The organism is Meridianimarinicoccus marinus, assembly GCF_040689105.1.
GTDB classification, from domain to species: domain Bacteria; phylum Pseudomonadota; class Alphaproteobacteria; order Rhodobacterales; family Rhodobacteraceae; genus Meridianimarinicoccus; species Meridianimarinicoccus marinus.
The window spans coordinates 1-25,970 of record NZ_JBFBVU010000037.1 but is presented as its reverse complement, the minus strand read 5'-3'; the positions used below and the strand labels follow the sequence as shown (position 1 = coordinate 25,970).

Annotated in this window: 25 protein-coding genes and 1 tRNA gene; 19 read left to right on the top strand and 7 right to left on the bottom strand. The window is 64.9% G+C overall.

Annotation, left to right across the window (positions count from 1 at the left end; genetic code table 11):
- Positions 1–446: 446 nt before the first annotated feature.
- A tRNA-Leu gene (locus AB0T83_RS18380) sits at positions 447–533 on the bottom strand.
- 171 nt (positions 534–704) lie between these two features.
- Here AB0T83_RS18380 and AB0T83_RS18375 point away from each other — a divergent pair.
- Positions 705–1,688 (top strand): complex I NDUFA9 subunit family protein, encoded by a 984-nt coding sequence (locus AB0T83_RS18375; RefSeq protein ID WP_366194681.1) that lies wholly within the window; start codon positions 705–707, stop codon positions 1,686–1,688.
- Between the two features lie 54 nt (positions 1,689–1,742).
- Here AB0T83_RS18375 and AB0T83_RS18370 read toward each other — a convergent pair whose 3' ends face one another.
- On the bottom strand, positions 1,743–2,546 hold the full coding sequence (locus tag AB0T83_RS18370) for an undecaprenyl-diphosphate phosphatase (RefSeq protein WP_366194680.1): 804 nt from the start codon (positions 2,544–2,546) through the stop codon (positions 1,743–1,745).
- Between the two features lie 220 nt (positions 2,547–2,766).
- On the opposite strand from AB0T83_RS18370, the gene AB0T83_RS18365 reads away from it, so the two are divergent.
- From AB0T83_RS18365 to AB0T83_RS18320, 10 genes are all read left to right on the top strand, one after another.
- A complete protein-coding gene (locus tag AB0T83_RS18365; protein WP_366194679.1) occupies positions 2,767–4,203 on the top strand; it encodes an NAD(P)-dependent oxidoreductase in 1,437 nt (478 codons plus the stop codon).
- A 131-nt stretch (positions 4,204–4,334) separates the two neighbouring features.
- Positions 4,335–4,781 (top strand): GFA family protein, encoded by a 447-nt coding sequence (locus AB0T83_RS18360; protein ID WP_366194678.1) that lies wholly within the window; start codon positions 4,335–4,337, stop codon positions 4,779–4,781.
- Positions 4,778–9,316: a glutamate synthase large subunit gene (gene gltB / locus AB0T83_RS18355; RefSeq protein ID WP_366194677.1), complete on the top strand. Its 4,539-nt coding sequence runs from the start codon at positions 4,778–4,780 to the stop codon at positions 9,314–9,316. The genes AB0T83_RS18360 and gltB overlap by 4 nt, the downstream gene beginning before the upstream one ends.
- A 334-nt stretch (positions 9,317–9,650) precedes the next feature.
- Positions 9,651–10,148 (top strand): DUF1269 domain-containing protein, encoded by a 498-nt coding sequence (locus AB0T83_RS18350; RefSeq protein ID WP_366194676.1) that lies wholly within the window; start codon positions 9,651–9,653, stop codon positions 10,146–10,148.
- A 50-nt stretch (positions 10,149–10,198) separates the two neighbouring features.
- Positions 10,199–10,741: a hypothetical protein gene (locus AB0T83_RS18345; RefSeq protein WP_366194675.1), complete on the top strand. Its 543-nt coding sequence runs from the start codon at positions 10,199–10,201 to the stop codon at positions 10,739–10,741.
- Positions 10,742–10,786: 45 nt separating this feature from the next.
- Positions 10,787–11,488, top strand: coding sequence for a monofunctional biosynthetic peptidoglycan transglycosylase (mtgA, locus tag AB0T83_RS18340; protein ID WP_435891191.1), 702 nt, complete (start codon positions 10,787–10,789; stop codon positions 11,486–11,488).
- 53 nt (positions 11,489–11,541) lie between these two features.
- Positions 11,542–12,207, top strand: a complete 666-nt coding sequence (locus AB0T83_RS18335) for a glutathione S-transferase family protein (protein ID WP_366194674.1) — start codon at positions 11,542–11,544, stop codon at positions 12,205–12,207.
- Between the two features lie 39 nt (positions 12,208–12,246).
- Complete coding sequence (gene queG / locus AB0T83_RS18330; RefSeq protein WP_366194673.1) at positions 12,247–13,323, top strand: tRNA epoxyqueuosine(34) reductase QueG; 1,077 nt, start codon at positions 12,247–12,249, stop codon at positions 13,321–13,323.
- A gap of 105 nt (positions 13,324–13,428) precedes the next feature.
- Positions 13,429–14,376, top strand: coding sequence for a DMT family transporter (locus tag AB0T83_RS18325; protein WP_366194672.1), 948 nt, complete (start codon positions 13,429–13,431; stop codon positions 14,374–14,376).
- A 64-nt stretch (positions 14,377–14,440) separates the two neighbouring features.
- On the top strand, positions 14,441–14,629 hold the full coding sequence (locus AB0T83_RS18320; protein WP_366194671.1) for a hypothetical protein: 189 nt from the start codon (positions 14,441–14,443) through the stop codon (positions 14,627–14,629).
- A gap of 73 nt (positions 14,630–14,702) precedes the next feature.
- Here the strand turns inward: AB0T83_RS18320 and AB0T83_RS18315 are convergent, their stop codons facing one another.
- Complete coding sequence (locus AB0T83_RS18315; protein ID WP_366194670.1) at positions 14,703–15,572, bottom strand: branched-chain amino acid aminotransferase; 870 nt, start codon at positions 15,570–15,572, stop codon at positions 14,703–14,705.
- Between the two features lie 174 nt (positions 15,573–15,746).
- On the opposite strand from AB0T83_RS18315, the gene AB0T83_RS18310 reads away from it, so the two are divergent.
- From AB0T83_RS18310 to AB0T83_RS18275, 8 genes are all read left to right on the top strand, one after another.
- On the top strand, positions 15,747–16,232 hold the full coding sequence (locus AB0T83_RS18310) for a MarR family winged helix-turn-helix transcriptional regulator (protein ID WP_366194669.1): 486 nt from the start codon (positions 15,747–15,749) through the stop codon (positions 16,230–16,232).
- Between the two features lie 4 nt (positions 16,233–16,236).
- Positions 16,237–16,941 carry a response regulator gene (locus tag AB0T83_RS18305; RefSeq protein WP_366194668.1) on the top strand — a complete coding sequence of 235 codons (705 nt, stop codon included), beginning with the start codon at positions 16,237–16,239 and terminating at the stop codon, positions 16,939–16,941.
- A gap of 163 nt (positions 16,942–17,104) precedes the next feature.
- Positions 17,105–18,058 (top strand): histone deacetylase family protein, encoded by a 954-nt coding sequence (locus AB0T83_RS18300; RefSeq protein WP_366194667.1) that lies wholly within the window; start codon positions 17,105–17,107, stop codon positions 18,056–18,058.
- Positions 18,051–18,293 (top strand): exodeoxyribonuclease VII small subunit, encoded by a 243-nt coding sequence (locus AB0T83_RS18295; protein WP_366194666.1) that lies wholly within the window; start codon positions 18,051–18,053, stop codon positions 18,291–18,293. The genes AB0T83_RS18300 and AB0T83_RS18295 overlap by 8 nt, the downstream gene beginning before the upstream one ends.
- A gap of 19 nt (positions 18,294–18,312) precedes the next feature.
- Positions 18,313–19,170: a polyprenyl synthetase family protein gene (locus AB0T83_RS18290; protein WP_366194683.1), complete on the top strand. Its 858-nt coding sequence runs from the start codon at positions 18,313–18,315 to the stop codon at positions 19,168–19,170.
- An 18-nt stretch (positions 19,171–19,188) separates the two neighbouring features.
- The gene (dxs, locus tag AB0T83_RS18285; RefSeq protein WP_366194665.1) at positions 19,189–21,120 is read left to right on the top strand and encodes a 1-deoxy-D-xylulose-5-phosphate synthase; all 1,932 of its coding nucleotides are present in this window, start codon (positions 19,189–19,191) and stop codon (positions 21,118–21,120) included.
- A 31-nt stretch (positions 21,121–21,151) separates the two neighbouring features.
- The gene (locus AB0T83_RS18280; RefSeq protein WP_366194664.1) at positions 21,152–22,063 is read left to right on the top strand and encodes a restriction endonuclease; all 912 of its coding nucleotides are present in this window, start codon (positions 21,152–21,154) and stop codon (positions 22,061–22,063) included.
- 221 nt (positions 22,064–22,284) lie between these two features.
- Positions 22,285–22,932, top strand: a complete 648-nt coding sequence (locus tag AB0T83_RS18275; protein ID WP_366194663.1) for an androgen-induced gene 1 family protein — start codon at positions 22,285–22,287, stop codon at positions 22,930–22,932.
- Here AB0T83_RS18275 and AB0T83_RS18270 read toward each other — a convergent pair.
- The 4 genes from AB0T83_RS18270 to AB0T83_RS18255 all read right to left on the bottom strand — a co-directional run bounded on the left by AB0T83_RS18270 (position 22,929) and on the right by AB0T83_RS18255 (position 25,605).
- On the bottom strand, positions 22,929–23,798 hold the full coding sequence (locus AB0T83_RS18270) for an SDR family oxidoreductase (protein ID WP_366194662.1): 870 nt from the start codon (positions 23,796–23,798) through the stop codon (positions 22,929–22,931). The two genes, AB0T83_RS18275 and AB0T83_RS18270, sit on opposite strands and share 4 nt — an antisense overlap.
- A 170-nt stretch (positions 23,799–23,968) precedes the next feature.
- The gene (rlmH, locus tag AB0T83_RS18265; RefSeq protein WP_193143098.1) at positions 23,969–24,439 is read right to left on the bottom strand and encodes a 23S rRNA (pseudouridine(1915)-N(3))-methyltransferase RlmH; all 471 of its coding nucleotides are present in this window, start codon (positions 24,437–24,439) and stop codon (positions 23,969–23,971) included.
- A gap of 18 nt (positions 24,440–24,457) precedes the next feature.
- Entirely contained in the window at positions 24,458–24,889 is a 432-nt protein-coding gene (gene rsfS, locus AB0T83_RS18260; protein ID WP_494516549.1) for a ribosome silencing factor, read from the bottom strand.
- A gap of 80 nt (positions 24,890–24,969) precedes the next feature.
- Positions 24,970–25,605, bottom strand: a complete 636-nt coding sequence (locus AB0T83_RS18255; protein ID WP_366194661.1) for an SOUL family heme-binding protein — start codon at positions 25,603–25,605, stop codon at positions 24,970–24,972.
- Positions 25,606–25,970: the final 365 nt, after the last annotated feature.

Here is a 25,970-nt window from a genome sequence, read left to right as displayed (position 1 = left end):
GGGATGGCGGGATCCGCGAGTTCCTCTGCGACGAGCAATGTGACGCCGACCTCATCGAACGCATCATGGCCGACGAGAAATACCGGTGAGGCAAGACGGCCCTCGGCGTAGCTTTACCATTCAGCAGACACGACGAGGCGTTGAAATCGGCGACGCAACTGTGCCTACGGATTTCCCGCGACGGGCATTGAGTTGAGCGTTGCAAGAGACCGTTTACCGAGTGGCCGAACAGTATTTCGCAGTGCCTGACGGTTCACCCTCTGCTCAAGCGCGGATTCCACAAGGGACTCAAAACTCGACTGTACACCCGCATGAGTCGACGTTCTTCGAACGAGCCTCGAACAGTATCACTGCCAAGCGACGCCTTTCACCAAATTTTCCAAATGGGGCCGGCAGGCAAACGCCCCACCTAACCCACTGATTACATTCAGATATGCTGAGGACTTTGGTGCCCAGGAGAGGACTCGAACCTCCACGTCCATACGGACACTAGCACCTGAAGCTAGCGCGTCTACCAATTCCGCCACCTGGGCAGGTGTCGTGGAAGCGGCGTTTAGACTTGCTGCGGGGGGGTGTCAACACGGGGTGCGAAACTTTCTGAAAAAATCTCTGCGCAGGCCTTCCGGTCCCGCCGCGACGCGATGCGCCTTGCCGGGGAGGGGTCCGGGCGATACATCCCAAAGGGAAATGCGCGGAGGCCAGAGATGACGCAACTTGTGACTGTTTTCGGGGGATCGGGCTTTGTCGGGCGCTATATCGTGCGCCGCCTTGCCAAGGAAGGTTACCGCGTGCGCGTGGCGGTGCGGCGCCCGAACGAGGCGATTTTCGTGAAGCCCTATGGCGTCGTCGGTCAGGTCGAACCGGTGTTCTGCAACATCCGCGACGACGACTCGGTGCGCTCGGTTCTGGGCGGGGCCGAGGCGGCGGTGAACTGCGTGGGTATTCTGAACGAATTCGGGAAGAACAAGTTCGACGAGGTCCAGGTCGAAGGGCCGGGCCGGGTGGCACGGCTGGCTGCTGAGGCCGGGATCTCGCGCATGGTGCACGTGTCGGCCATCGGGGCCGATGCGGACAGCGACAGCGCTTATGCCCGCACCAAGGCCGCCGGCGAGGCCGCGGTGCTGGAGCATCAGCCGGATGCGGTGATCCTGCGGCCGTCGATCGTGTTCGGACCCGAGGACGGTTTCTTCAACCGCTTTGCCAGCATGGCACGATTTGGCCCGGTGCTGCCGCTGGTGGGTGCCGACACGAAATTTCAGCCGGTCTATGTGGACAACGTGGCCGAAGCTGCTGTCATGGGCGTGACCGGCGCCGCCGCCCCCGGCGTCTATGAACTGGGCGGCCCGGATGTGGCCAGCTTCCGCGACCTGATGCAGGACATGCTCAAGGTCATCCGCCGCCGCCGCCTGATCGTGAATACACCCTTCTGGATCGCCGGTATCATGGGCGCCAGTCTGGATCTGGCGCAGAAGATCGGCATGGGCCTGATCGAGAACAAGATGCTGACCGCCGACCAGGTGCGCAACCTGCGCAACGACAACGTGGTTTCGGACGGCGCGCGGGGGCTGGCCGATCTGGGCATTACGCCGGTGGCGTACGGTGCAGTGCTGGATGACTACCTGTGGCGCTTCCGTCCCACCGGCCAGTACGAAGAGCTGACCGAATCCGCCAAGGACATGAAAGCCTGATCCGGCACTCTTGGCACGGATCACGGGGCGGTCTTCACGGCCGCCCTTGTCCTGTCAGCTATAGGCGATGCCCAGCAGGATCAGCCCCAGGATCACCCGGTAGATCACATAGGGCGTGAAGCTGACCGACTTCAGCAACCGCATCATCAGTATCAGCGCCAGCAGCGCCGAGCCGAAGGCGAAGACCGCCGCAATGGCCGCATCCAGCGCCAGTGTGGGGTCCCAATGCGCCATCACGTCCAGCGTCAGCAGCCCGCCTGCCATGGCAATGGTCGGGATCGACATGAGCATGGCCAGTTTGGCGCCATCCTCCCGCGTATAGCCCAGGGCACGGGCGCCGGTGATGGTGATGCCCGACCGAGAGGTGCCAGGGATCAGCGCCAGCACCTGCCACAGCCCCATGACGACGGCATCGCGCAGGGTCCAGTCTTCGGCCTTACGAACCTTGGGCCCCCTCTGGTCGAAGACATACAGAACGATGCCGAACACCAGCATGGTCCAGCCGATCACCGCGACCGAGCGCATGGCGTCGTTCAGCCCGGTGACCTTCAGGATCAGCCCGACGATCACCACCGGCACCGTCGCCACCGCCAGCAGGAAGGCCAGCCGCGCCCCCGGCGTGTCGATCCGCCCTCGCAGCAACCGCAGTGTTCCTACCGCGGCCAGCTTCACGTCGGGCCAGAAATACAGGATCACGGCGAACAAAGTGCCTACGTGAACGGCCACGTCGATGGCCAGGCCCTGATCGTCCATGCCGGTCAGATTCGGCAGGAGAATCAGGTGGCCCGACGAGGAAATGGGCAAGAATTCGGTCACGCCCTGGATGACGGCGATCAGAAGAAGGTGAAACAGGGACATATATCTGGGATCCGGACTTTGGAAGGGAACTCGTAAGATATTGAAAAAGCAAGAAGTTCTGAAATGTATGTTAGTAGTTATGACTTACATTTCGGACTTCCGACCTCAGGATGCTGCATTGCCGCAGGCGCAACGGGGAAAATAGGTCACTACTTATGACTTTTCATTTCCTCTTCTCCCTACTAAAAGGCCCCTGACCCCAGACGAGCGAGGTAACGGGATGGCCAAGCAAAAGATGCTTCAGTTTGTGTCCGTAGCACGGGACATGCCTGAAAAGCGTGCGCCCAATCTTCGCAACCAGGACTTCGGTGAAATCTACGCGGAATTTGCCGCGCAGAAGGCGGAAGAGCAAGCGAGCCGGTGCAGCCAGTGTGGCGTGCCATATTGCCAGACGCATTGCCCTTTGCACAACAACATTCCCGACTGGTTGCGCATGACCGCCGAAGGGCGGCTTGAGGAAGCCTATGAACTCAGCCAGGCGACCAACACCTTCCCTGAGATCTGCGGCCGCATCTGCCCGCAGGACAGGTTGTGCGAAGGCAATTGCGTGATTGAACAGTCGGGCCATGGCACCGTGACCATCGGCTCGGTCGAGAAATACATCACCGACACCGCTTTTGAAAAAGGCTGGGTCAAGCCCATTGTTCCGGCGGCGGAACGCGGCGAGAGCGTCGGCATCATCGGCGCGGGTCCCGGTGGTCTGGCCGCGGCCGACCGTCTGCGCCGCGCGGGTGTGCAGGTCACGGTCTATGACCGCTACGACCGCGCCGGCGGGCTGCTGACCTATGGCATCCCCGGTTTCAAGCTGGAAAAACCCGTCGTCATGCAGCGCATCGAGCAGCTGGAACAGGGCGGCGTCACCTTCAAGCTGAACTGCACCGTGGGCGAGGACATTTCCTTTGCCGACATCCGCAAGGCACATGATGCTGTGATGATCGCCACCGGCGTCTACAAGACCCGCGATCTGCAAGGCCCCGGCTCGGGCGCCGAGGGCATCGTGCGCGCCATCGACTACCTGACCGCCTCGAACCGCGTCGGCTTTGGCGACACTGTCGCCGAATACGAAAGCGGCGAGTTGAACGCCGCAGGCAAGAAGGTCGTGGTCATCGGCGGCGGCGACACCGCCATGGACTGCGTGCGCACCGCCGTGCGGCAGGGCGCCGAAAGCGTCAAATGCCTGTACCGCCGCGACCGGACCAACATGCCGGGCTCGCAACGCGAGGTGGCCAATGCCGAGGAAGAAGGCGTGGAATTCGTCTGGCTGTCGGCGCCCAAGGGCTTTGCCGGCGATCCGGTCAGCGGTGTCATGGTGCAGAAGATGCGCCTGGGCGCGCCGGATGCCACCGGCCGCCAGATGCCCGAGTTGATCGAAGGCGCGGACTATGTGGAAGAGGCCGACCTGGTGGTCAAGGCGCTTGGGTTCGAGCCGGAAGACCTGCCGACGCTTTGGGGCCAGCCGGATCTGGAAGTGACCCGCTGGGGCACCGTGAAGGCCGATTTCCGCACCCATCAGACCGCGATGGATGATGTTTACGCGGTCGGCGATATCGTGCGCGGCGCCTCGCTGGTGGTCTGGGCCATCCGCGACGGACGCGAGGCGGCCGACGCGATGCTGGCAACATTCGACGCGAAATCCGCGTCGGTGGCGGCAGAATAAGCCGCGCTGGAAAACGTCTGGCCCGCGTATGGCAGACGTATGGCTTCCGGGCTGGCCGCCAAGGCCGGCCTGTCCCGAACCGGGTCAGACAGTTTGACCTGTTTCGGCCCTGCAACGGAAAGGACTGAGCGATGGCTTCGACAACCGGCAGCTGCCTGTGTGGCGCAGTCCGTTACACCCTCGCCGAAGCGCCCGAAAGCTATGGTGCCTGCCATTGCGGCATATGCCGCCGCTGGACCGGCGGAATCGAGTTGGGCCTTCAGGTGCCGCCCGGCGGCGTGACCTTCGAGGGCGAAGACAACATCCGCACCTACTGCTCGTCCGACTGGGCCGAGCGCGGGTTCTGCGGCACTTGCGGCAGCAACCTGTTCTGGCGGCTGACCGCCCCCGGCCCGATGCACGGCATGATGTCCGTCACCGCGGGCACGCTGGACAGCCTGGAAGGGCTGACCCTGACATCCGAGGTCTACATCGACCACAAGCCGGCGGGCCATGCCTTTGCCGGTGACACCAAGAAAATGACCGAGGCCGACATTCTTGCGATGGTCGCCGCCTCCAATCCGGGAGACCCCACATGACCAATTTCGATCAGGCCTGGGTGGCCCAGCAAGAAGCACAGCGCGCCTTTCTGGCGGAACAGGGCATGTATCTGCCCGAGGAAGAGAAAGCCAACTGCGGCGTCGGCCTTGTGGTCAGCGTCGATGGCACCCCGTCGCGGCAGGTGGTCGAATCGGGCATCACTGCCCTGAAGGCGATCTGGCACCGGGGCGCCGTGGATGCGGATGGCAAGACCGGCGACGGTGCGGGCATTCACGTTCAGATCCCGGCCCCGTTCTTCTACGACCAGATCCGCCGCACCGGCCACGAGCCGAACATGGATCAGCTGATTGCCGTGGGCCAGGTCTTCCTGCCGCGCACCAATTTCGGCGCGCAGGAAACCTGCCGGACCATCGTCGAGGCCGAGGTTCTGCGCATGGGCTATTACATCTACGGATGGCGCCATGTGCCGGTGGATATTTCCTGCCTTGGCGAAAAAGCCAATGCGACCCGCCCTGAGATCGAGCAGATCATCATCTCCAACAACAAGGGCGTCGACGAGGAAACCTTCGAGCGCGAGCTTTACGTCATCCGCCGCCGGATCGAGAAAGCCGCCGCCGCGCAGGGCGTGGGCGAGCTGTACATCTGTTCGCTCAGCTGCCGGTCGATCATCTACAAAGGCATGATGCTGGCCGAGCAGGTGGCGGAATTCTACCCCGACCTGATGGACGACCGGTTTGAATCCGCCTTCGCGATCTACCACCAGCGCTATTCGACCAACACCTTCCCGCAGTGGTGGCTGGCCCAGCCGTTCCGCATGTTGGCGCACAACGGCGAGATCAACACGCTGAAGGGCAACATCAACTGGATGAAAAGCCACGAGATCCGCATGGCCTCGGCGACCTTTGGCGACCTGGCCGAGGACATCAAGCCGATCGTGCGGCAGGGGTCGTCGGACTCCGCCGCGCTGGATTCGGTATTCGAGGTTCTGGTGCGGGCCGGACGCTCGGCACCGATGGCGAAAACCATGCTGGTACCGGAAAGCTGGTCCAAGCAGGCGGTGGAACTGCCGCCCGCGTGGCGCGACATGTATTCCTACTGCAACTCGGTGATGGAGCCTTGGGACGGTCCGGCCGCGCTGGCCATGACCGATGGCCGCTGGGTCTGTGCCGGGGTGGACCGCAACGGGCTGCGCCCGATGCGCTATGTGGTGACCGGCGACGGCCTGCTGATCGCGGGATCGGAAGCGGGCATGGTGCCGGTGGATGAAGCCACCGTGGTGGAAAAGGGCGCGCTGGGTCCGGGGCAGCTGATCGCCGTCGATATGACCGACGGCAAGCTCTACCACGACACCGAGATCAAGAACCGTCTGGCCGCGGCACAGCCGTTCGGCGATTGGGTCGGCAAGATCAACGATCTGAGCGAAACCCTGGACGGGCTGGCCGAAACCGCCGTGTTCTCGGGCGCCGAGCTGCGCAAGCGGCAGATCGCGGCGGGCTACAGCATCGAGGAACTGGAACAGATCCTCACGCCCATGGCCGAGGATGCCAAGGAGGCGCTGGCCTCGATGGGCGATGACACGCCGTCGGCGGTGCTGTCCGAGAAATACCGCCCCCTGAGCCATTTCTTCCGGCAGAACTTCAGCCAGGTGACCAACCCGCCGATCGACAGCTTGCGCGAATACCGCGTGATGAGCCTGAAGACGCGCTTCGGCAACCTCAAGAACGTGCTGGACGAGGACAGCAGCCAGACCGAGATCCTGGTGCTGGACAGCCCCTTCGTGGGCAACGCCCAGTTCGAGGAGCTCAAGCGCCAGTTCAACGCGCCGGTGAAAGAGATCGACTGTACCTTCCCCGCCGGCGGCGGCGACCGCGCCCTGCGCAAATGCCTCAACCGCATCCGGGACGAGGCCGAAGAGGCCGTGCGTTCGGGCGCCGGCCATCTGATCCTGACCGACATTCACCAGAATGAAGACCGGGTGCCGATGCCGATGATCCTGGCGACTTCGGCGATCCACAGCGGGCTGACCGACAAGGGGCTGCGGACCTTCTGTTCGATCTGCGTGCAATCGGCGGAATGTATCGACCCGCATTACTTCGCGGTGCTGATCGGCGCGGGTGCGACGGTGGTGAACCCCTATCTGGCCGAGGACAGCCTGGCCGACCGCATCGAGCGCGGCCTGCTGGAGATGTCGCTGTCCGAAGCGGTGGCGCGCTATCGCAATGCCATCGACCAGGGCCTTCTGAAGATCATGGCGAAGATGGGGATCTCGGTGATTTCCTCGTATCGCGGCGGCCTGAACTTCGAGGCCGTGGGCCTGAGCCGCGCCATGTGCGCCGAGTTCTTCCCCGGCATGCACAGCCGCATTTCCGGCATCGGCGTGGTCGGCATCCAGCGCAAGCTGGAACAGGTCCATGCCAAGGGCTGGCGCGGCGGCCAGGACGTGCTGCCCATCGGCGGTTTCTACAAGGCGCGCCGCACCGGCGAGACCCACGCCTGGGAAGCGCAGTCCATGCACATGATGCAATCGGCCTGTGACCGGGCCTCGTTCGAGATGTGGAAGCAGTATTCGGCCAAGATGCGGTCGAACCCGCCGATCCACCTGCGCGACCTGCTGGACATCAAGCCGCTGGGCAAGCCAGTGCCGATCGAAGAGGTGGAAAGCATCACCTCGATCCGCAAGCGTTTCGTGACGCCGGGCATGTCGCTGGGGGCGCTGAGCCCCGAGGCGCACAAGACCCTGAACGTGGCCATGAACCGTATCGGTGCGAAGTCCGACAGCGGCGAGGGCGGCGAGGATCCGGCGCATTTCCATCCCGAGCCCAACGGCGACAACCCGTCGGCGAAGATCAAGCAGGTGGCCTCGGGCCGGTTCGGCGTCACCGCCGAATACCTCAACCAGTGCGAAGAGCTTGAAATCAAGGTGGCCCAGGGCGCAAAGCCCGGCGAGGGCGGCCAGCTTCCGGGCATGAAGGTCACCGATCTGATCGCGCGGCTGCGCCATTCCACCAAGGGCGTGACGCTGATCTCGCCGCCGCCGCACCACGACATCTATTCGATCGAGGATCTGGCGCAGCTGATCTACGACCTGAAGCAGATCAACCCGCGCTGCAAGGTGACGGTGAAGCTGGTGGCCTCCTCGGGTGTCGGCACCATCGCCGCCGGGGTGGCCAAGGCCAAGGCCGACGTGATCCTGATCTCGGGGCACAATGGCGGCACCGGGGCCTCGCCCGCGACCTCGATCAAATACGCCGGCCTGCCGTGGGAAATGGGCCTGACCGAAGCGCATCAGGTTCTGTCGATGAACAAGCTGCGCAACCGGGTCACCCTGCGCACCGACGGCGGGTTGCGCACCGGGCGTGACATCGTCATCGCCGCGCTGATGGGGGCCGAGGAATACGGCATCGGCACCGCTGCCCTGATCGCCATGGGCTGCATCATGGTGCGCCAGTGCCAGTCCAACACCTGCCCGGTGGGCGTGTGTACGCAGGACGAAAGCCTGCGCGCCAAGTTCACCGGCTCGGCCGACAAGGTGGTCAACCTGATCACCTTCTACGCCACCGAGGTGCGCGAGATCATGGCCGACATGGGCGTGCGCACGCTGGACGAGATCATCGGCCGCGCCGATCTTCTCAGCCAGGTCAGCCGTGGGTCTGCGCATCTGGACGATCTGGATCTGAACCCGCTGCTGATCACCGTCGATGGCGCCAAGGACGCGAAATACGACCGCAACAAGCCGCGCAACCCGGTGCCCGACACGCTGGACGCCGAGATCGTCGAGGATGCGGCGCGTTTCCTGCAGGACGGCGAGAAGATGCAGCTGTCCTATGCGGTGCAGAACACCCGCCGGACGGTGGGCACCCGCACCTCCAGCCACATCGTGCGGCGCTTCGGGATGCGCAATTCGCTGCAGCCCGACCACCTGACGGTGAAGCTGACCGGCTCGGCCGGCCAGTCGCTGGGGGCCTTTGCGGCACCGGGGCTGAAGCTGGAAGTGCAGGGCGATGCCAACGACTATGTCGGCAAGGGCCTGTCGGGCGGCACCATCGTGGTGAAGCCGCAGCAGGTCAGCCCGCTGGTGGCGTCGAAGAACACCATCATCGGCAACACCGTGCTGTACGGTGCCACCGACGGTTACCTGTTTGCCGCCGGGCGCGCGGGCGAGCGCTTCGCCGTGCGCAACTCGGGCGCGACGGTGGTGATCGAGGGCTGCGGCTCGAACGGCTGTGAATACATGACCGGCGGGATCGCGGTGATCCTGGGCACCATCGGCGCCAACTTCGGCGCCGGGATGACCGGCGGCATGGCCTATCTCTACGATCCCGAGGGCGCGGCCCCGGCCGTGATGAACATGGAGACCCTGGTGACCTGCCCGGTGACCCAGGATCATTGGGAAACCCAGCTGAAGGGCCTGGTCGAGCGGCATCTGGCGGAAACCGGCAGCCGCAAGGCCGCCGACATCCTGCAGCACTGGGACGTGGAGAAGGCCAACTTCCTGCAGATCTGTCCCAAGGAGATGCTGGTGCATCTGCCGCATCCGCTGGGCATCCCGGCAGAAGCGGTGCCGGCCGAGTAGACCGCCAGGGGCGGCTCCCGCCCCTTGGACGATCTGCCGATCGCAGAGCGTTGGGCGTGGCAGGCGCGGGCATTCGCCCGCGCCTGCCTGCGTTTGGCGGGCGGCTGCGCGCAATTCCGCTGAAGTGCGGCCCCGTGGCGACGGTGGACTCTTCTGCTGAGAGGCCTGTTTGCGGGCAGGTCTGCCGCAAACAGGCCCTTTCCAGAATGGGAAATGAGTCGCGCCCGCCTCAAGGCCGCTCGTGCCTCGGGCCTTGACCCGGCCCCGACTCACGGTTTTTGTGGCGGCGGGCGGATTCAACCGTGCCGAATGACGAACAACAGGGAAATTTCATATGGCCGATTTGATTGTGGTTGCCTTTGACGACGAAGCCACGGGGTTCGAACTGCGCGCCGAACTGGCGAAATTGCAGAAGGAATACCTGCTGGAGATGGAGGACGCCGTTGTCGTCACCAAGGATGACAAGGGCAAGGTCAAGCTGCATCAGGCGATGAACCTGACCGCCGCCGGGGCCGTGGGCGGCTCGTTCTGGGGCCTGCTGATCGGGGTCCTGTTCCTGAACCCGCTGGTTGGTGTGGCCGCCGGCGCCGGGGCCGGCGCGGTGTCGGGCGCGCTGACCGATCTGGGCGTGAACGACAAGTTCATGAAGGAAATGGGCGAGAGCCTGACGCCGGGCGGCAGCCAGGTCTTCATCCTGCTGAAGAAGGTCACCGGCGACAAGGTTCTGGAGAACCTTCAGGACTTCCGCAACAAGGGCAGGGTTCTGCAGACCTCGTTGAGCCACGACAATGAAGAGGCGCTGAGGAAACTGCTGGAAGGCGCGGACGGGTAAGACACACGCGCCGCGACCCGTCAGTGTGACATCAGTATTGGAGAAAGATCATGCAACTGAAGTTCATTTTTTCTGCCCTGCTGATCGCGCTGGCGACGCAGGCCCAGGCGGTTTCCCTGAAGCTGAACTATCAGGGCGCCGACATGCCCCTTGTGTCCGGGCCACAGGATCCGGGGCGGCCGTTCTACCCGGCCTTCTTCGGCGATATCGTGTTGAGCGAGGCCGCCTATGGCGGGAGTTTCGCGGGCCAAACCGTGCAATTCTATGGCATCAACGGTCCGGGCGATCCGAACAACCAGACCGCCGGGATCGTGTCGTGGAATTTTTCGTTCCCGCTGTACGCGGTGGCGGGCAGTGCGATCAGCTTCACCTTCGGGCCCACCTATCAGCTGCTGTCGTGGGATCTGGATGCGCTGGACGGGCCGCCGGATTACGCGATGAGCCCGCTGTACGATTCGGTCTATGGCGGGTTGGGCGGCACTTATCGGGTGGCGGCCAGCGATTGGTCAGTGTCGCAGGTGCCACTGCCGGGCGCGGCGGGGCTGCTGGGCGTGGCGCTGCTGGGGCTGGGCGCCCTGCGGCGTCGGCGCTGACACCCGCGTCTTGGCGCGCCCTGTGCGGGCCGATAGGGTCCGGCTGTGACGAAACGGAAAACGACCCCCAAAGCGGCGCGCGGGCGCCGGATCTGGCGCTGGCTTCGGCTGGCGCCTTTGCTCGTGTTGGTCCTGTTGGGCGGGGTGCTGGCCGCCTATGCGGTGGTGCCGATCCCCACCACCCCCTACATGCTGAGCGAGCGCGCGCGTCTGGGCGAGATCCGGTATGACTGGCGCGACATCGAGGACATTGCCCCGGTGATGGCGCGCGCCGCCGTGGCTGCCGAGGATGCCAATTACTGCACCCACTGGGGGTTCGACATGGCCGCCCTGCGCGCGGCCATCGACGGCGGGCTGACGCGCGGCGGCTCGACGATCAGCCAGCAGGTGGTGAAGAACGTCTTCCTGTGGCAGGGGCGCAGCTGGCCGCGCAAGGCGCTGGAGGCGCTGCTGACCCCGGCGGTGGAACTGGTCTGGTCGAAGAAGCGGATCCTGGAGGTCTATCTGAACGTCGCCGAATTCGACGCGGGCGTTTTCGGTGTGGGGGCGGCGGCACCCTGGTACTTTGGGGTCAGCGCCGACAAGCTGAGCGCCACACAGGCCGCACGGCTGGCCGCCGTGCTGCCCAATCCCAAGGAACGCTCGGCCTCGAACCCCTCGGCCAGCATGCGCCGTCGGGCGGCCTCCATCGCCGATGGGGCGGCGACAATCCGGCGCGATGGTCGCGCCGACTGTTTCAGCGGTTGATCTGCCCCCGTCTTCACGGCAAGACGAAGGAAACTCCTGACACCCGAGCCGCAATGACCGTCCTGTATCATCACCCGCTGTGCCCGTTCAGCCGCAAGGTGCGCCTGACCCTGTCCGAGAAACGCCTGGACACGGATTTGCAGGAAGAGAAATTCTGGGAAAAATCCCCCGATCATCTGGCCCGCAACCTTGTGGGGCGGGTACCGGTGCTGAAGATCGACGGGCTGGTGCTGAGCGAGAGCAACGCGATCTGCGAATACCTGGAAGAGGTCTATCCCACCCCGGCCCTGATGCCCGGCGATCCGCGTGAACGGGTCGAGGTGCGCCGCCTGGTGGGGATCTTCGACGACAGCTTCTATCACGAGGTCTCGGTCAAGATCCTGGGCGAGCGGGTGATGAAGAAGATCACCGGCGCCGGCCAGCCCGACAGCCGCAACGTCAAGGACGGGATGATGCGGATCAAGTTCTACCTCGACTATATGGGCGAACTGCTGGACCGCCGCCGCTGGCTGGCGGGCGACGTGATGACGGCGGCCGATTTCGCCGCCGCCGCGCAGCTTTCGGTGCTGGACTATACCTCGGACGTTGACTGGAACCGCAGCGCGGTGCTGAAGGACTGGTACGCCAAGATCAAGTCGCGCCCGGCCTATCGGCCCCTGCTGCGCGACATGGTGGCGGGATTTCCACCACCACTGCATTATTCCGATCTGGATTTCTGACACGCCGGGCCGCGCGGCCCGAACAGAACGGGCGGGACCATGGCCAAGGCATCACGCGACCCCGAGGCCCTGAAGGCCGCGCTGCGCGACGAGGCGCTGGCAGAGGGCTTTGCCGACATGGGCATCTGCCGCCCCGATGCGGTGCCCGAGATCGCCGACCGGCTGGCGCAGTTCGTGGCCGAAGGGCGGCACGGGCAGATGGGCTGGATGGCCGAACGGATGCAGTGGCGCGGCGCGCCCGACGCCCTGTGGCCCGCGGCGCAAAGCGTCATCATGCTGGCCGAACCCTATACGCCCGATCACGATCCGCGCGCGGTGCTGGAGCAGGCTGACCGTGCCGCGATCAGCGTCTATGCCCAGAACCGCGACTACCATGACATCGTCAAGAAGCGGCTGAAACGCGTGGGCCGCTGGCTGCTGGCGCAGCCCGAAGCGGCGGACGCCGAGATCAAGGTCTTCGTCGATACCGCCCCGGTGATGGAAAAGCCGCTGGCGGCGGCGGCGGGGCTGGGCTGGCAGGGCAAGCACACCAACCTGCTCAGCCGCGATCTGGGCAACTGGTTTTTCCTTGGGGCGATCTTCACCACCCTGGCCCTGCCCGTCGATGCCCCAGCGCGCGAAAACTGCGGCAGTTGCACCGCCTGTCTGGATGTCTGCCCGACCGATGCTTTCCCGGCGCCCTTCCAACTGGATGCGCGGCGCTGCATTTCCTACCTGACGATCGAACACAAGGGCCCGGTGGACGAAGACCTGCGGCCCGGACTGGGCAACCACATCTACGGCTGCGACGATTGCCTGGCCGCCTGCCCGTGGAACAAGTTCGCGGTAGCCGCACAAGAGGTTCGCTATGCCGCGCGCGACGATCTGCGCGCGCCACCGCTGGCCGAACTGGCCGGACTGGACGATGCCGGGTTCCGGGCGCGATTCAGCGGCTCTCCGATCAAACGCATCGGGCGGGACCGATTCATCCGCAACGTGGTTTACGCCATCGGCAACAGCGGCGATGCCGTGCTCCGACCCGTCCTGGAAAATCTGGTGCAGGATCCATGCCCGACGGTGCGGGACGCGGTTCAATGGGCACTGGCGCGCCTGCCCGGCGGCCCTTCTGCCGGTTAACCCTGTCGCTATGCAGGGGCCGGGCGGAACGGGCTTGAGACCGGACCGCGAAAAAACCAGCCCATCGGGATCGTCGCGCGTGGGGAAACCGGATAGAACCGCCACATGAGTGTTGTTTCCGCCCCCCCGCACCAGCCGTTTCGCGGCATTCTGTACAAACTGATCGCGGTGCTGTCATTCGTCATCATGGCCAGCCTTGTGAAGGCCGCCGCCGCCGAAGGCGTACCGCCCGGCGAGGCGGTGTTCTTCCGGTCGTTCTTTGCCCTGCCGGTGATCCTGGCCTGGGTGATCTGGCAGGGAAAACTGCAGGGCGCGCTGCGTGTCAAAAGCCCCACCGCCCATGTGCTGCGCGGCGTGGTGGGCACCGCCGCCATGGGGTTGGGCTTTGCCGGGCTGGCCTATCTGCCGCTGCCCGAGGCGATTGCCCTTGGCTATACCATGCCGCTGCTGGTGGTGATCTTCGCCGCCATGTTCCTGAAGGAAAACGTCGGCATCTTCCGCTTTTCGGCGGTCATCATCGGCTTTGTCGGGGTCGGCATCATCCTGGCCCCGCGCCTGACAATCACCCCCGGCGGGGTGGCCGACCGCGAGGCCCTGGGCGCGCTTCTGGTGCTGATGAGCGCCTGTTTCGCCTCGCTGGCGCAGATCCACATCCGCAACATGGTGCAGGTCGAACAGACCAGCGCCATCGTCTTCTGGTTCTCGGTGACATCCTCGGTACTGGCCCTGCTGACGCTGCCCTTCGGCTGGGTGCTGCCGCCGGCGCCGATCGTCGGGCTGCTGGTGGTGGCGGGGCTGCTGGGCGGCTTCGGGCAGATCTTCCTGACCTCAAGTTACCGCTTTGCCGAGGCCTCGCTGATCGCGCCGTTCGAATATGCCTCGATGCTGGTATCGCTGGTGATCGGCTATTTCGTGTTCCAGGAGATTCCGACGCCGCAGGTGCTGATCGGCGCCTCGGTGGTGATTGCCGCCGGGGTCATCATCATCCTGCGCGAACGCCACCTTGGGTTGCAGCGCGCCAAGTCGCGCGAGACCATGACACCGCAAGGTTAGGTTGTATTTCGGAATCGGCCGGAATCATGCTAGGGTGAGCACCCCAATCGATCAGGAGATTGCCATGAGACGCCATGTTCTGGACCACACCAAAGCCCGGACCACGTCAGGGATGAAGCTGTCTTTTTCGCGCATTGAAAAGGAGACGGGGCCCCGGCGGGAGACATTGTTGCTGCAACGCCGTCCCAAGCAGCGCACCGCCGAAAACATGATGCGGGCCTTCGCGCGGATCGAGCGCGGCTATACCGCCTGACCCTCGGCCCTGAAATGAAAATGGCGCCCCGACGGGCGCCATACTTGCCTTGTGCCGCGATGGGCGGTGTGTGTCAGGCGCGCACCAGCTTTTCGTAGGAGTCCGAGATGTCGCGCGCCAGGGCGCCGACTTCGAAGGTGTAATCCCCGATCTGGCCCACCGGCGTGACCTCGGCGGCGGTGCCGGTCAGCCAGCACTGTTCGAATCCTTCCAGCTCCTCGGGCATGATGTGGCGTTCATGCACGGTGATGCCTTTTTCCTTCAGCATCTGGACAACCGTCTGCCGGGTCAGCCCGTTCAGGAAGCAATCGGGCAGCGGCGTGTGCACCTCGCCATCCTTCACGAAGAAGATGTTGGCGCCGGTGGCTTCGGCCACATAGCCGCGATAGTCGAACATCATCGCATCCGAACAGCCCTTGGCCTCGGCCGCGTGCTTGGACATGGTGCAGATCATGTAAAGACCGGCGGCCTTGGCATGGCAGGGGATGGTTTCCGGCGACGGGCGTTTCCACTTGGAGATGTCCAGCTTGGCGCCCTTCATCTTGGCATCGCCATAATAGGCGCCCCATTCCCAGGCCGCCACGGCCAGACGCACCGGGTTGCGGGCCGAAGCGACGCCCATGTCTTCACCCGCGCCGCGCCAGGCAATGGCGCGCACATAGGCATCCGACAGGCCGTTGGCCTTCATGGTGGCGTATTTTGCCTCTTCGATCTGCTCGACGGTCCAGGGCACCTGGAAGTCGATCAGCTCGGCCGATCGTTTCAGCCGTTCGGAATGCGCCACCGATTTGAAGATCTTGCCGCCATAGGCACGCTCGCCTTCGAACACGGAAGAGGCGTAGTGCATCGCATGGGTCAGGATATGTACCTTGGCATCGCGCCACGGCACCAGGGTTCCGTCCAGCCAGATTTTGCCGTCGCGATCGTCGTAGCCACCCGCCATCATTCCATCCTTTTCATGCGGCCCGTTCGGGGATTGTCAAAAGTTGCGCATCTCAGGTCCGAAGCGGACTAAATATTGCGCAATTTCAGGAAGGGAGGTAGCGGTTGAGTCTTGGAAAGTCAACAAGGCTGACGTAAAATCGGGGCAATTCCTGAAAAGTGATCGAGCGGTAACATGGACGGGCACAGCGGCGAGAAACTGCTTTATCTCACGGATGAGCAGCTGCGGAAGGGAATCGAGGCGATGTTCTTCGCCTATCGCGGGTTCACCTCGGACCCGGATCGAATCCTTGAGAAATACGGCTACGGGCGGGCGCATCATCGCGCCCTGCATTTCGTGAACCGAAGTCCGGGCACCACGGTGAACAACCTGCTGGGCATTCTGGGCGTCACCAAACAGTCGCTGAACCGGGTGCTGCGCTCGCTGGTCGATGACGGGCTGGTGGAAAGCCGGGTGGGCCAGCGCGACAAGCGCGAGCGGCACCTATACCTGACCCCCAGCGGCACCAGCCTGGAACGCAAGCTGGCCGATGCCCAGCAGGCGCGCGTGCGGGCGGCCTTTCGCGATGCGGGTCCGGAAGCCGTGGCTGGCTTTCGCAAGGTTCTGGAGGCCATGATGGACGCCGAGAACAAGAAACATTTCCACAGCCTGAAGGAGTAGGTTCATGGGATCGCAGCCCGAAACCCATCTGCTGATCGTGGATGACGACGAGCGGATTCGCGGCCTGTTGCAGAAGTTCCTCAGCCGCAACGGATTCTGGGTGACGGCGGCCCGCGACGCGGCCCACGCCCGACGACTGCTGGCGGGGCTGGAATTCGATCTGATCGTACTGGACGTGATGATGCCCGGCGAGGATGGGATCGCCCTGACCAGATCCCTGCGCGAGGAGATCGCGACGCCGATCCTGCTGCTGACCGCCAAAGGCGAAACCTCGGACCGGATCGCCGGGCTGGAGGCCGGGGCCGACGACTATCTGGCCAAACCGTTCGAACCCAAGGAACTGCTGCTGCGAATCAACGCCATCTTGCGCCGGGTTCCGCCGGTGGAACCGGAAACCCAGGGCCTGCAGGTGCTGACCCTTGGTCCGATACGATTCGATCAGGATCGCTGCGAATTGTGGGCCGGGACCGAGATGATCCGCCTGACCGCCACCGAAAGCCAGTTGATGCGCATCTTCTCGTCACGCCTGGGGGAGCCGGTGAGCCGGGCGCAACTGGTCGAGGAACTGGGCCGCGACACCGGGCAGGCACAGGAACGGGCGGTGGATGTGCAGATCACCCGGCTGCGCCGCAAGATCGAGGCCGATCCGAAACAGCCCCGCTATCTGCAGACAGTGCGCGGCGCCGGCTACATGCTGGTGGCGGACTGACCGATCCGGTGGAGCCGCTGACGCGGCATTCCCCTGCCCCCCACCCCGGCTGACGCCGGTGCGGGGCCCGCGCCCGTGGCGGCGCGACGCGCTGTCCGATGGGACCGCCGGTTGCAGGCCACGGGCCGTTGCGCCCGCCCGTGCCCCTGCCTAGGCTGCGGCCATGACCACGGCGCTTTTCACCCATCCCGCCTCGCTTGAGCATGTCACCCCGGACGGCCACCCCGAACGGGTGGAGCGGATGCTGGCCATTGAGCGCGCCTTGTCGGCGCCCGCGTTCGACGCGCTGGACCGGCGCAGTGCCCCGCCCGCCGCGCGCGCCGATCTGCTGCGCTGCCATCCGGCGGGTTACGTGGATCGGGTGGCCTCGGCCGCGCCGGACCAGGGCTGGGTCGCGCTGGACGGCGACACCCATGTGATGGCGGGGTCCTACGAGGCCGGGCTGCGGGCCGCCGGGGGCGCCATCGCCGCCGTGGATGCCGTGCTGGACGGGGACGTCACCAACGCCTTCTGCGCCCTGCGCCCGCCCGGCCATCACGCGGAACGGGCCACGGCGATGGGATTCTGCCTGTTCGGATCGGTCGCGATCGCGGCCAAACACGCGCTGGAGGCGCGCGGCCTGAGCCGTGTGGCGGTGGTGGATTTCGATGTGCATCACGGCAACGGCACCCAGGACCTGCTGTGGGAAGAGGCGCGGGCCACCTTCATCTCGACCCATCAAAGCCCGCTCTATCCCGGCACCGGCATGCGCAACGAACGCGGTGCGCACGGCCAGATCCTGAACCTTCCCCTGCCGCCGGGCACCGATGGCACGGCCTATCGCGCCATTTTCGAGGAACGGGTGCTGCCGGCCTTGCTGCAGGCCCGGCCAGAGCTGATCCTTGTCTCGGCGGGGTTCGACGCCCATGCGGCCGATCCGCTGGCGCAGATGGCGCTAGGCACCGAAGATTTCGCCTGGATCGCCGAACGGTTGTGCCACGTGGCCAGCGACATCTGCGCCGGGCGACTGGTCTCGGTGCTGGAAGGCGGCTATGACCTGACCGCATTATCGGAAAGCGTCACGGCCTATGTGGCCGTCATGATGGCACGAGGACAGGAAAGGCAGGGCAATGACTGACACCCCGGTGGAAAAACTGAGCTTCGAGGAAGCGATGAAGGCGCTGGAAGACGTGGTTGGCAAGCTTGAGGCCGGCGAGGTCTCGCTGGACGATTCTATCAAGCTGTACGAGCGCGGCGCGGCCCTGAAGAAGCACTGCGAGGCGCGGCTGAAAGCCGCCGAGGAAAAGATTGCCGCGATCCAGCAGAACGAGGATGGCGAGGCTGTCGGTCTGACCCCGGTCACTGGGCAGTAGCCGCGTGTTTCAACAGGCAATGGCGCTGGCCGCCAACCGCATTCAGGCGCGGCTGGACGCGGAATTTGCGCGGATCGGCGATCAGGGCCCGGTGGCCGAGGCCATGGCCTTTGCCAGCCGGGGCGGCAAGCGGCTGCGCGGGTTTTTGGTGCTGGAAAGCGCGCGGCTGCACGGGGTCGATCCGGCGCAGGCGGAGTATGCGGCGGCTTCGGTGGAATGTCTGCACGCCTATTCGCTGGTCCATGACGATTTGCCCTGCATGGATGACGACGACCTGCGGCGCGGCCTGCCCACGGTGCACCGAAAATGGGACGAAGGCATCGCGGTTCTGGTCGGCGATGCCCTGCAAACACTGGCGTTCGAACTGCTGACACGGCCCGAGATGGCCGCGGACCCGGCACGCCGCGTGGATCTTCTGGCAAGCCTGGCAGAAGCCTCGGGGATCGAGGGGATGGTACTGGGACAGGCGCAGGACATTGCCGCCGAAACCGCCGGGCGCGCCCTGACGCTGGAGGAGATCACCGCCCTGCAGGCCAACAAGACCGGCGCGCTGATCCGCTGGTCCGCCGAGGCTGGGGCGCGGTTGGCCGGGGCAGATCCTGCGGCCCTGACCCGCTATTCCACCGCCCTCGGGCTGGCTTTTCAGATCGCCGACGACATATTGGATGTAGAGGGCGATGCCGAGGCTGCGGGCAAACGCCTGCGCAAGGACGAGGCCGCCGGCAAGGCCACCTTCGTCAGCCTGCTGGGGCTGGAGGGCGCCCGCAACCGCGCCCGCACCTTGGTCGAAGACGCCGAAACAGCCCTTGCGCCCTATGGCGCACAGGCCGAAACCTTGCGGGAAGCGGCGCGTTTCGTTATTTCCCGCAGACACTGAGCCGCCAAAGGACAGATCATGACCGAGCGCCCGTCGACACCGCTTCTGGATCGGGTCGAAACCCCCGCCGACATGAAGGCCTTCACAGACACCGAACTGGTGCGGCTGGCCAAGGAGTTGCGTGCCGAGACCATCAGCGCGGTGTCGGAAACCGGTGGCCATCTGGGCGCGGGTCTGGGCGTGGTCGAACTGACCGTGGCGCTGCACGCGGTGTTCGATACGCCGCGCGACAAGATCATCTGGGACGTGGGCCACCAGTGCTATCCGCACAAGATCCTGACCGGGCGACGCGAGCGTATCCGCACCCTGCGCCAGAAGGGCGGGCTGTCGGGATTCACCAAGCGGGCCGAAAGCCCCTATGACCCGTTCGGGGCGGCGCATTCCTCGACCTCGATCTCGGCGGCGCTCGGGTTCGCGGCGGCGCGCGATCTGGGCGGGGCGCCGGACCATGGCATCGGCGACGCCATCGCGGTGATCGGCGACGGGTCGATGTCCGCAGGCATGGCCTTCGAGGCGATGAACAACGCCGGTCACCTGAAAAAGCGGATGATCGTCATCCTGAACGACAACGACATGTCGATTGCCCCGCCGGTGGGGGCGCTGTCGTCCTATTTGAACCGTCTCTATGCGGGCGAGCCGTATCAGGAGTTGAAATCCGCCGCCAAGGGCGCCGTAAGCTTGCTGCCCGAACCCTTCAAGGAGGGCGCGCGGCGGGCCAAGGATCTGCTGAAACACACGGTCGTCGGCGGTACCCTGTTCGAGGAACTGGGCTTTTCCTACATCGGGCCGGTGGACGGGCACGACCTGCACCAGCTTCTGCCGGTGCTGCGCACGGTCAAGGCGCGCGCCAAGGGGCCGATCCTGATCCATGCGATCACCAAGAAGGGCAAGGGCTATGCCCCCGCCGAGGGCCGCCGCGACCGGGGTCATGCCACCGCCAAGTTCGATGTGGCCACCGGCACCCAGAAGAAGGCCCCGTCGAACGCGCCCAGCTATACAAAGGTGTTTGCCGATGCGCTGCTGAAAGAGGCCGCGCAGGATGATCGCATCGCCGCGATCACCGCCGCCATGCCCGATGGCACCGGCCTGAACCTGTTTGCCGAACGCTATCCCAGCCGCTGTTTCGACGTGGGTATCGCCGAGCAGCACGCGGTGACCTTTGCCGCCGGCCTGGCGGCGGGGGGGCTGAAGCCTTTCTGCGCGCTCTATTCCACCTTCCTGCAACGCGGCTACGATCAGGTGGTGCACGATGTGGCGATCCAGCGCCTGCCGGTGCGCTTTGCCATCGACCGCGCCGGGCTGGTGGGCGCCGACGGGCCGACCCACGCGGGCAGCTTCGACATCGCCTTTCTGGCCAATCTGCCCGACATGGTGGTGATGGCCGCCGCCGATGAGGCCGAACTGGTCCATATGGTGGCCACTGCCGCCGCCATCGACGACCGCCCCTCGGCCTTCCGCTTCCCGCGCGGCGAAGGCGCGGGCGTCGACATGCCCGAGCGTGGCGAGCCGCTGGAGATCGGCAAGGGCCGCATCATGGCCGAGGGCGCGCGCGTGGCGATCCTGTCCTTCGGGGCGCGCCTGTCCGAGGTCATGAAGGCGCGCGAAGGTCTGATGGCGCGCGGCATCTCGCCCACCGTGGCCGATGCCCGCTTTGCCAAGCCGCTGGACCGCGACCTGATCCTGCAACTGGTCGCCGATCATGAGGCGCTGATCACCATCGAGGAAGGCGCCATCGGCGGCTTCGGCAGCCATGTGGCACAGCTTCTGGCCGAGGAAGGGGTGTTCGACCGTGGGTTCAAGTACCGCTCGATGGTCTTCCCCGACACCTTCATCGACCAGGCCAGCCCCGCCGACATGTACGCCAGCGCCGCCATGAACGCTGAAGACATCGAGGCCCGCGTGCTGGATGTGCTGGGGGTAGAGCAGATTTCAAAGGCGATCCGAGGATAGGGTTATTTCAGTTCCAGATTATCAGAGGTTGATGCGGCCGGTTCTTGCCGCATTTGAAAAGGGCGCAACGAAGGTTTCCGATACCCTTCCGTACCTGAAGGCGGAATTGGCCCTGACGGACGAGGAAGCCTCCGAAATGCTTCCCAGTGGCAAGAAGACCGTGTTGAGCGACCGCGCCCATTGGGCCCGCACCTATCTTTCCAAAGCCGGCTGTCTGGAAAGTCCGAAACGAAACACGCATGTGATAACGGATTTCGGTCGCAAGGTTCTTCAGGACCATCCGGACCGCATCGACAATCAAGTGTTGAAGCAAGTGTCCAGCTTTGCGGATTGGCTGGAGTCCTCGGGGAAGCGCCACGACCCCGCAGACAGACCGGTTGCGGACAAGGACGAGCACCCGGCAATCGAAACCGGCAGTACACCCGAAGAGCTTCTTCTGGACTCGGCAGAGCTTCTGAATTCGGTTCTGGCCGAAAACCTCCTGCAAGAAGTTCTGGCGCTCAGCCCGGCGCGCTTTGAAAGGCTCATCCTGGATCTGTTGCGTGCCATGGGGTTCGGCGGTGGCAAGGACCAGATGTACCGGGAAACCCCCGCATCCGGCGATGGCGGTTTCGAAGGGATTATCGATGAAGACAGCCTCGGCCTGGATGCAATTTACATTCAGGCCAAGCGGTACAGTCCGGACAACAAGGTCGGTCGGGAAGCTCTGCAGGCCTTCGTCGGATCATTGACCGGTGTTGCGGCCAGCAAAGGTGTGTTCGTGACAACATCAAGCTTCTCCAAGCAAGCGTTAAGCTATGTGGAAAAAGTTCAGCATCGCATTGTTCTGATTGATGGTCGGGACCTTGCCAACAAGATGATTCAATACGAGGTCGGGGTTCGGCGGCGCAGAACAGTGCACATCCGAAGCATCGACGAAGACTATTTCGCGGATACCGAATAGACCCCCACGGGAAACCGCATCGACCCATTCAACATCCGGAAACCCCGACTCCCATATGGTGACGATACACGCTATGGTAGCGCAACAGGCCAGAGGCGGCGCAATGCCGTGGGTGTGCGCCCACACGCTCGCACGCGGCGGGTCTCCGATCCTCCCCTCTGGCCTGTCCCTGCGTTCCTGCTACGGTGGCCTGATCCTCAGTGCGCCTGCCGGAGCTGCCCATGTCTCGCCCCGTTCTGATCTATCGCCTTGTCGTTCTGGCTCTGGCGGCCTTCTATTTCGCCGACCGCTTCCGGGTGGAGGATTTCGGGAACATGGCCGAATTCGGCTGGCAATTCCGCTATCTGACCATCTGGGGGCTGACCGGCAGCCTTGTTGCGGCAGCGCTGATGCTGGTGCCTGCTTTTGGCCGCCCCGGACCGCGGGCCGAGGTTTTCGTTTCGGTGGTGGCGGTGGTCAACATGATCGTCGTGGTGTCCTACTGGCGGCTGTATTTCACCGATCCGACACTGGTGATGGGCGACAAGCAGATCGTCGCCTACCGCGAATATTACCTGCACCTGCTGGGGCCGCTGCTGCAATGGATCGACGTGCTGTGGATCAAGCGCGCCTTCCGGCGGCCGCTGCGGGTGGCGCTGTGGCTGGGGGTGCTGGTGCTGGCCTATGTGGTCTGGGCCGAGGGCGTGGTGCATCCGCTGAATGCCGAGCCGGTGGGCAGCGTCACAAGCGGGCTGCCCTATCCGTTCCTGAACGACATGGTGCTGTCAGAGCGGGCGGTGTTCTACGGCGTGACCTTCGTCTCGGGGCTGGTGTTCCTGCTGCTGCTCTGGGCGGTGCAGATGGGGCTGAACCGGCTGCGGCGGGCCTAGCCGGCCTCTTCCTCGGCCAGCAGCGCGGCAAGACCGACGCGATAGTCGGGATATTTCAGGGTGACGCCAAGCTCGTCCTTGATGCGGTCGTTCCGCACCCGTTTGCTTTCCGCATAGAAGCTGCGCGCCATCGGCGTCATCTCGGCACTGTCCCAATCCTCGCGCGGCGGCTCGGGCAGGTTCAGCAGATGCGCGGCATGGGCCAGCACGTCCTGTGGCGGGGCCGGGTCGTCGTCGCACAGGTTGTAGATCGCGCCGGGGTTGGGCCGGGCGATGGAGGCGGCAAGAACCTGCGCGATATCGTCGACGTGGATGCGCGAGAACACCTGCCCCGGCTTGATGATCTGCCGCGCGGTGCCGGCACGCACCTTGGCAAAGGGGCCACGTCCTGGGCCATAGATGCCCGCCAGGCGGAAAATGTGCAAGGGAAGCCCGGTTTCAGCGGCAAAGGCCTGCCAGGCGGCCTCGGCCTCGACCCGAAGCTGGCCGCGTTTGGTGGCCGGTGTCAGGGGGGTGTCTTCGTCCACCCAGCCGCCCGCGTGGTCGCCGTAAACGCCGGTCGTGGACAGATACCCCATCCATTTCAGAGCTGGGGCGACCGCGTCCAGCGCGGGACGAAGCGCGGCAAGGGCCGGGTCGCCCGCCGCCGACGGTCCCGCTGAAACCAGCAGATGCGTGGCCGTGCCAAGGGCCGGGGCCGAGTCGTCGCCCGGCAGCACCAGCGGCGCGATCCCCTCGGCCCGCAGCGCCTCGGCTTTCGCCGCGTAACGCGTGGTGCCGGTGATGCGCCAGCCCTCGGTCCGCAGCAGGCGGGAAAGGGCACGGGCGGAATAGCCGTGTCCGAAGGAAAACAGATGCGGGGTCATGGCAGGCGGTGGGATCCTCGGGTCGCAGGGCTGCTCCCGGTATCGCGGCGCAAGGACCGGGGTGCAAGGGGAACTCCCGCCCGGACTTGGGCCTTGTCAGGCCCGGCGTCCCGTTGGGCCCGGCGCGCCTTCGGCGTGCGGTCACACCCCGGATCGGGCAGGGCGCGCATCTATTCGCGGTGGTAGGGAGACCCGGCGAGGATCGAGGCCGCGCGATACAGCTGCTCGGCGATCATCACGCGGGCCAGCATATGCGGCCAGACCATCGGCCCGAAGGACATCCAGCGGTCGCAGCCGTGGCGAAACCCCTGCTCGAACCCGTCCGCCCCGCCAATGAAGATCGCCAGTTCGCTGTTGCCCGCATCGCGCCATTCGGCCAGCAGATCGGCGAATTCGGGCGAGGTCATCTGCCGCCCGCGCTCATCCAGCGCCAGCCGCACGGCCCCCGCCGGGCAGATCTTGTCCAGCAGCGCGGCCTCGCCCGCAGGCCCACCGCCCTTGCGATCCTCGACCTCAAGCACCTGCACCGGACCCAGCCCCAGCTGCCGCCCGCTGCGGGTGAACCGCTCCAGATATGTATCGACAAGATCTTTCTCGGGCCCGCCGCGCAGGCGGCCCACAACACACAACGATACCTTCACCCGAAATCCCCTTTTCGCTCAGCCTTCGGCCGAACCGGGGGCAATCCACATCTTTTCGAGCTGGTAGAACTCCCGCACCTCGGGACGGAACAGATGCACGATGGCATCGCCCGCGTCGATGAGCACCCAATCCCCCTGATCCTTGCCCTCGACCTTGCAGCTGACGCCCAGATCATGCTTGAGCCGGTCGATCAGTTTTTCGGCCATCGACGCAACCTGCCGCGACGAGCGCCCGGTGGCGATCACCATGTGATCGGCCATTTCGGAGCGTCCACGCAGATCGATCGATATCACGTCTTCGGCCTTGTCTTCGGAGAGGGAGGAGAGGATTCGGGCAAGCGTTTCGTCGCTTTGCGCCGAAAGAGAAACATCGGAAGGTGCCGGATGGGCTGTCCCAACGGGGACCGCTTGGTCGATTCGAGACAGGGTTTGCACTCCTTCTAGGGGCACCGCCAACCGGTACCTGACCCTTTCAACATAACATCGGACACATGAAATCTCAATGATCGCCCGCCAATGCCGCAGCGCAGCTATTGCAGGCGATAGGCGACCTCGTTACGGCGGTTGACCGGCAGGGTGAAGGGCGCGTCGTAGAAATAGAAGCGCGGCGGCCCCGCAAGGGTCAGGTCGCGGTCGCTTGCCCAGGCCTGCAGGGTGGCGGCGTGTTCGCGCAGGGCGCTGTCGGTCCAGCGGCCGGAAAAGCGGATCACCACCTGTCGGTCGCCGGGCGTCGTGGTGATCCGGATCGCGGGGTTTTCCGGTCGCGGCAGGCTTTCGGCATCGAACTCGCGCGGCATCATGAACCGCACCGTCCAGAGACCGTCTACCCCGGGTCCGCTGCCCGAAACACCGTCGGGAAGGCCCGGCACCTGCGCCACCGGCGCGGTCATCGCGACCTTCTGGTCGGCTTCGTTGCCGCCGAAGATATAGTTGGCCAGCACTCGGAACCCGCGATTCGCGGCCCCGCTACGGCTGCCATCCACCGTCACCTCGGCACTGAGATGGGGGGCGTAGTCGCGGATCTCGATCGGGCCATCGCTTTCGACCACCGTGTAGGCTGGGGTTTCATAGCCCTTGTACATCTGCGCCTCGGGGGCGGCGGCGACCGAGGCGGCCAGAAGGCCGGTAGCCAGCGACAGGTGCAGGGTCTGGATCAGTTTCGGCATCATGGGTCTCCATTTGCCCAAGGATACGCTCCGGCCCGCGCATCGGATCAACAAAACCCCTTCCCGGCCGGTCCGGCGCAGCGCCCGAAGCTTGAACAGATCGCGCCAAGCGGCTATGGCCCGTTGCATGATCGGCATCTTCAACATGGACGACCGCGCGCGCCTGCCGTGGCGCTTTTACGGGCAGGCCCGCACGGCCACGGCCCGCCTTGGTGCCTGACCTGTCCCGCACCGCCATCTGATCAGACCGCCATACATTCTCGGGAGAGACCCGCCATGACCGCAGCGAAGACGCTTTACGACAAGATCTGGGATGCCCATCTGGCCCATGAGGCCGAGGACGGCACCAGCCTTCTGTATATCGA

Excerpts from the sequence above, each read along its gene's own strand:
- AB0T83_RS18375 (WP_366194681.1), top strand. The coding sequence starts at position 705 with ATGACGCAACTTGTGACTGTTTTCGGGGGATCGGGCTTTGTCGGGCGC.
- AB0T83_RS18370 (WP_366194680.1), bottom strand. The coding sequence starts at position 2,546 with ATGTCCCTGTTTCACCTTCTTCTGATCGCCGTCATCCAGGGCGTGACC.
- AB0T83_RS18365 (WP_366194679.1), top strand. The coding sequence starts at position 2,767 with ATGGCCAAGCAAAAGATGCTTCAGTTTGTGTCCGTAGCACGGGACATG.
- AB0T83_RS18360 (WP_366194678.1), top strand. The coding sequence starts at position 4,335 with ATGGCTTCGACAACCGGCAGCTGCCTGTGTGGCGCAGTCCGTTACACC.
- gltB (WP_366194677.1), top strand. The coding sequence starts at position 4,778 with ATGACCAATTTCGATCAGGCCTGGGTGGCCCAGCAAGAAGCACAGCGC.
- AB0T83_RS18350 (WP_366194676.1), top strand. The coding sequence starts at position 9,651 with ATGGCCGATTTGATTGTGGTTGCCTTTGACGACGAAGCCACGGGGTTC.
- AB0T83_RS18345 (WP_366194675.1), top strand. The coding sequence starts at position 10,199 with ATGCAACTGAAGTTCATTTTTTCTGCCCTGCTGATCGCGCTGGCGACG.
- AB0T83_RS18335 (WP_366194674.1), top strand. The coding sequence starts at position 11,542 with ATGACCGTCCTGTATCATCACCCGCTGTGCCCGTTCAGCCGCAAGGTG.
- queG (WP_366194673.1), top strand. The coding sequence starts at position 12,247 with ATGGCCAAGGCATCACGCGACCCCGAGGCCCTGAAGGCCGCGCTGCGC.
- AB0T83_RS18325 (WP_366194672.1), top strand. The coding sequence starts at position 13,429 with ATGAGTGTTGTTTCCGCCCCCCCGCACCAGCCGTTTCGCGGCATTCTG.
- AB0T83_RS18320 (WP_366194671.1), top strand. The coding sequence starts at position 14,441 with ATGAGACGCCATGTTCTGGACCACACCAAAGCCCGGACCACGTCAGGG.
- AB0T83_RS18315 (WP_366194670.1), bottom strand. The coding sequence starts at position 15,572 with ATGGCGGGTGGCTACGACGATCGCGACGGCAAAATCTGGCTGGACGGA.
- AB0T83_RS18310 (WP_366194669.1), top strand. The coding sequence starts at position 15,747 with ATGGACGGGCACAGCGGCGAGAAACTGCTTTATCTCACGGATGAGCAG.
- AB0T83_RS18305 (WP_366194668.1), top strand. The coding sequence starts at position 16,237 with ATGGGATCGCAGCCCGAAACCCATCTGCTGATCGTGGATGACGACGAG.
- AB0T83_RS18300 (WP_366194667.1), top strand. The coding sequence starts at position 17,105 with ATGACCACGGCGCTTTTCACCCATCCCGCCTCGCTTGAGCATGTCACC.
- AB0T83_RS18295 (WP_366194666.1), top strand. The coding sequence starts at position 18,051 with ATGACTGACACCCCGGTGGAAAAACTGAGCTTCGAGGAAGCGATGAAG.
- AB0T83_RS18290 (WP_366194683.1), top strand. The coding sequence starts at position 18,313 with ATGGCGCTGGCCGCCAACCGCATTCAGGCGCGGCTGGACGCGGAATTT.
- dxs (WP_366194665.1), top strand. The coding sequence starts at position 19,189 with ATGACCGAGCGCCCGTCGACACCGCTTCTGGATCGGGTCGAAACCCCC.
- AB0T83_RS18280 (WP_366194664.1), top strand. The coding sequence starts at position 21,152 with ATGCGGCCGGTTCTTGCCGCATTTGAAAAGGGCGCAACGAAGGTTTCC.
- AB0T83_RS18275 (WP_366194663.1), top strand. The coding sequence starts at position 22,285 with ATGTCTCGCCCCGTTCTGATCTATCGCCTTGTCGTTCTGGCTCTGGCG.
- AB0T83_RS18270 (WP_366194662.1), bottom strand. The coding sequence starts at position 23,798 with ATGACCCCGCATCTGTTTTCCTTCGGACACGGCTATTCCGCCCGTGCC.
- AB0T83_RS18255 (WP_366194661.1), bottom strand. The coding sequence starts at position 25,605 with ATGCCGAAACTGATCCAGACCCTGCACCTGTCGCTGGCTACCGGCCTT.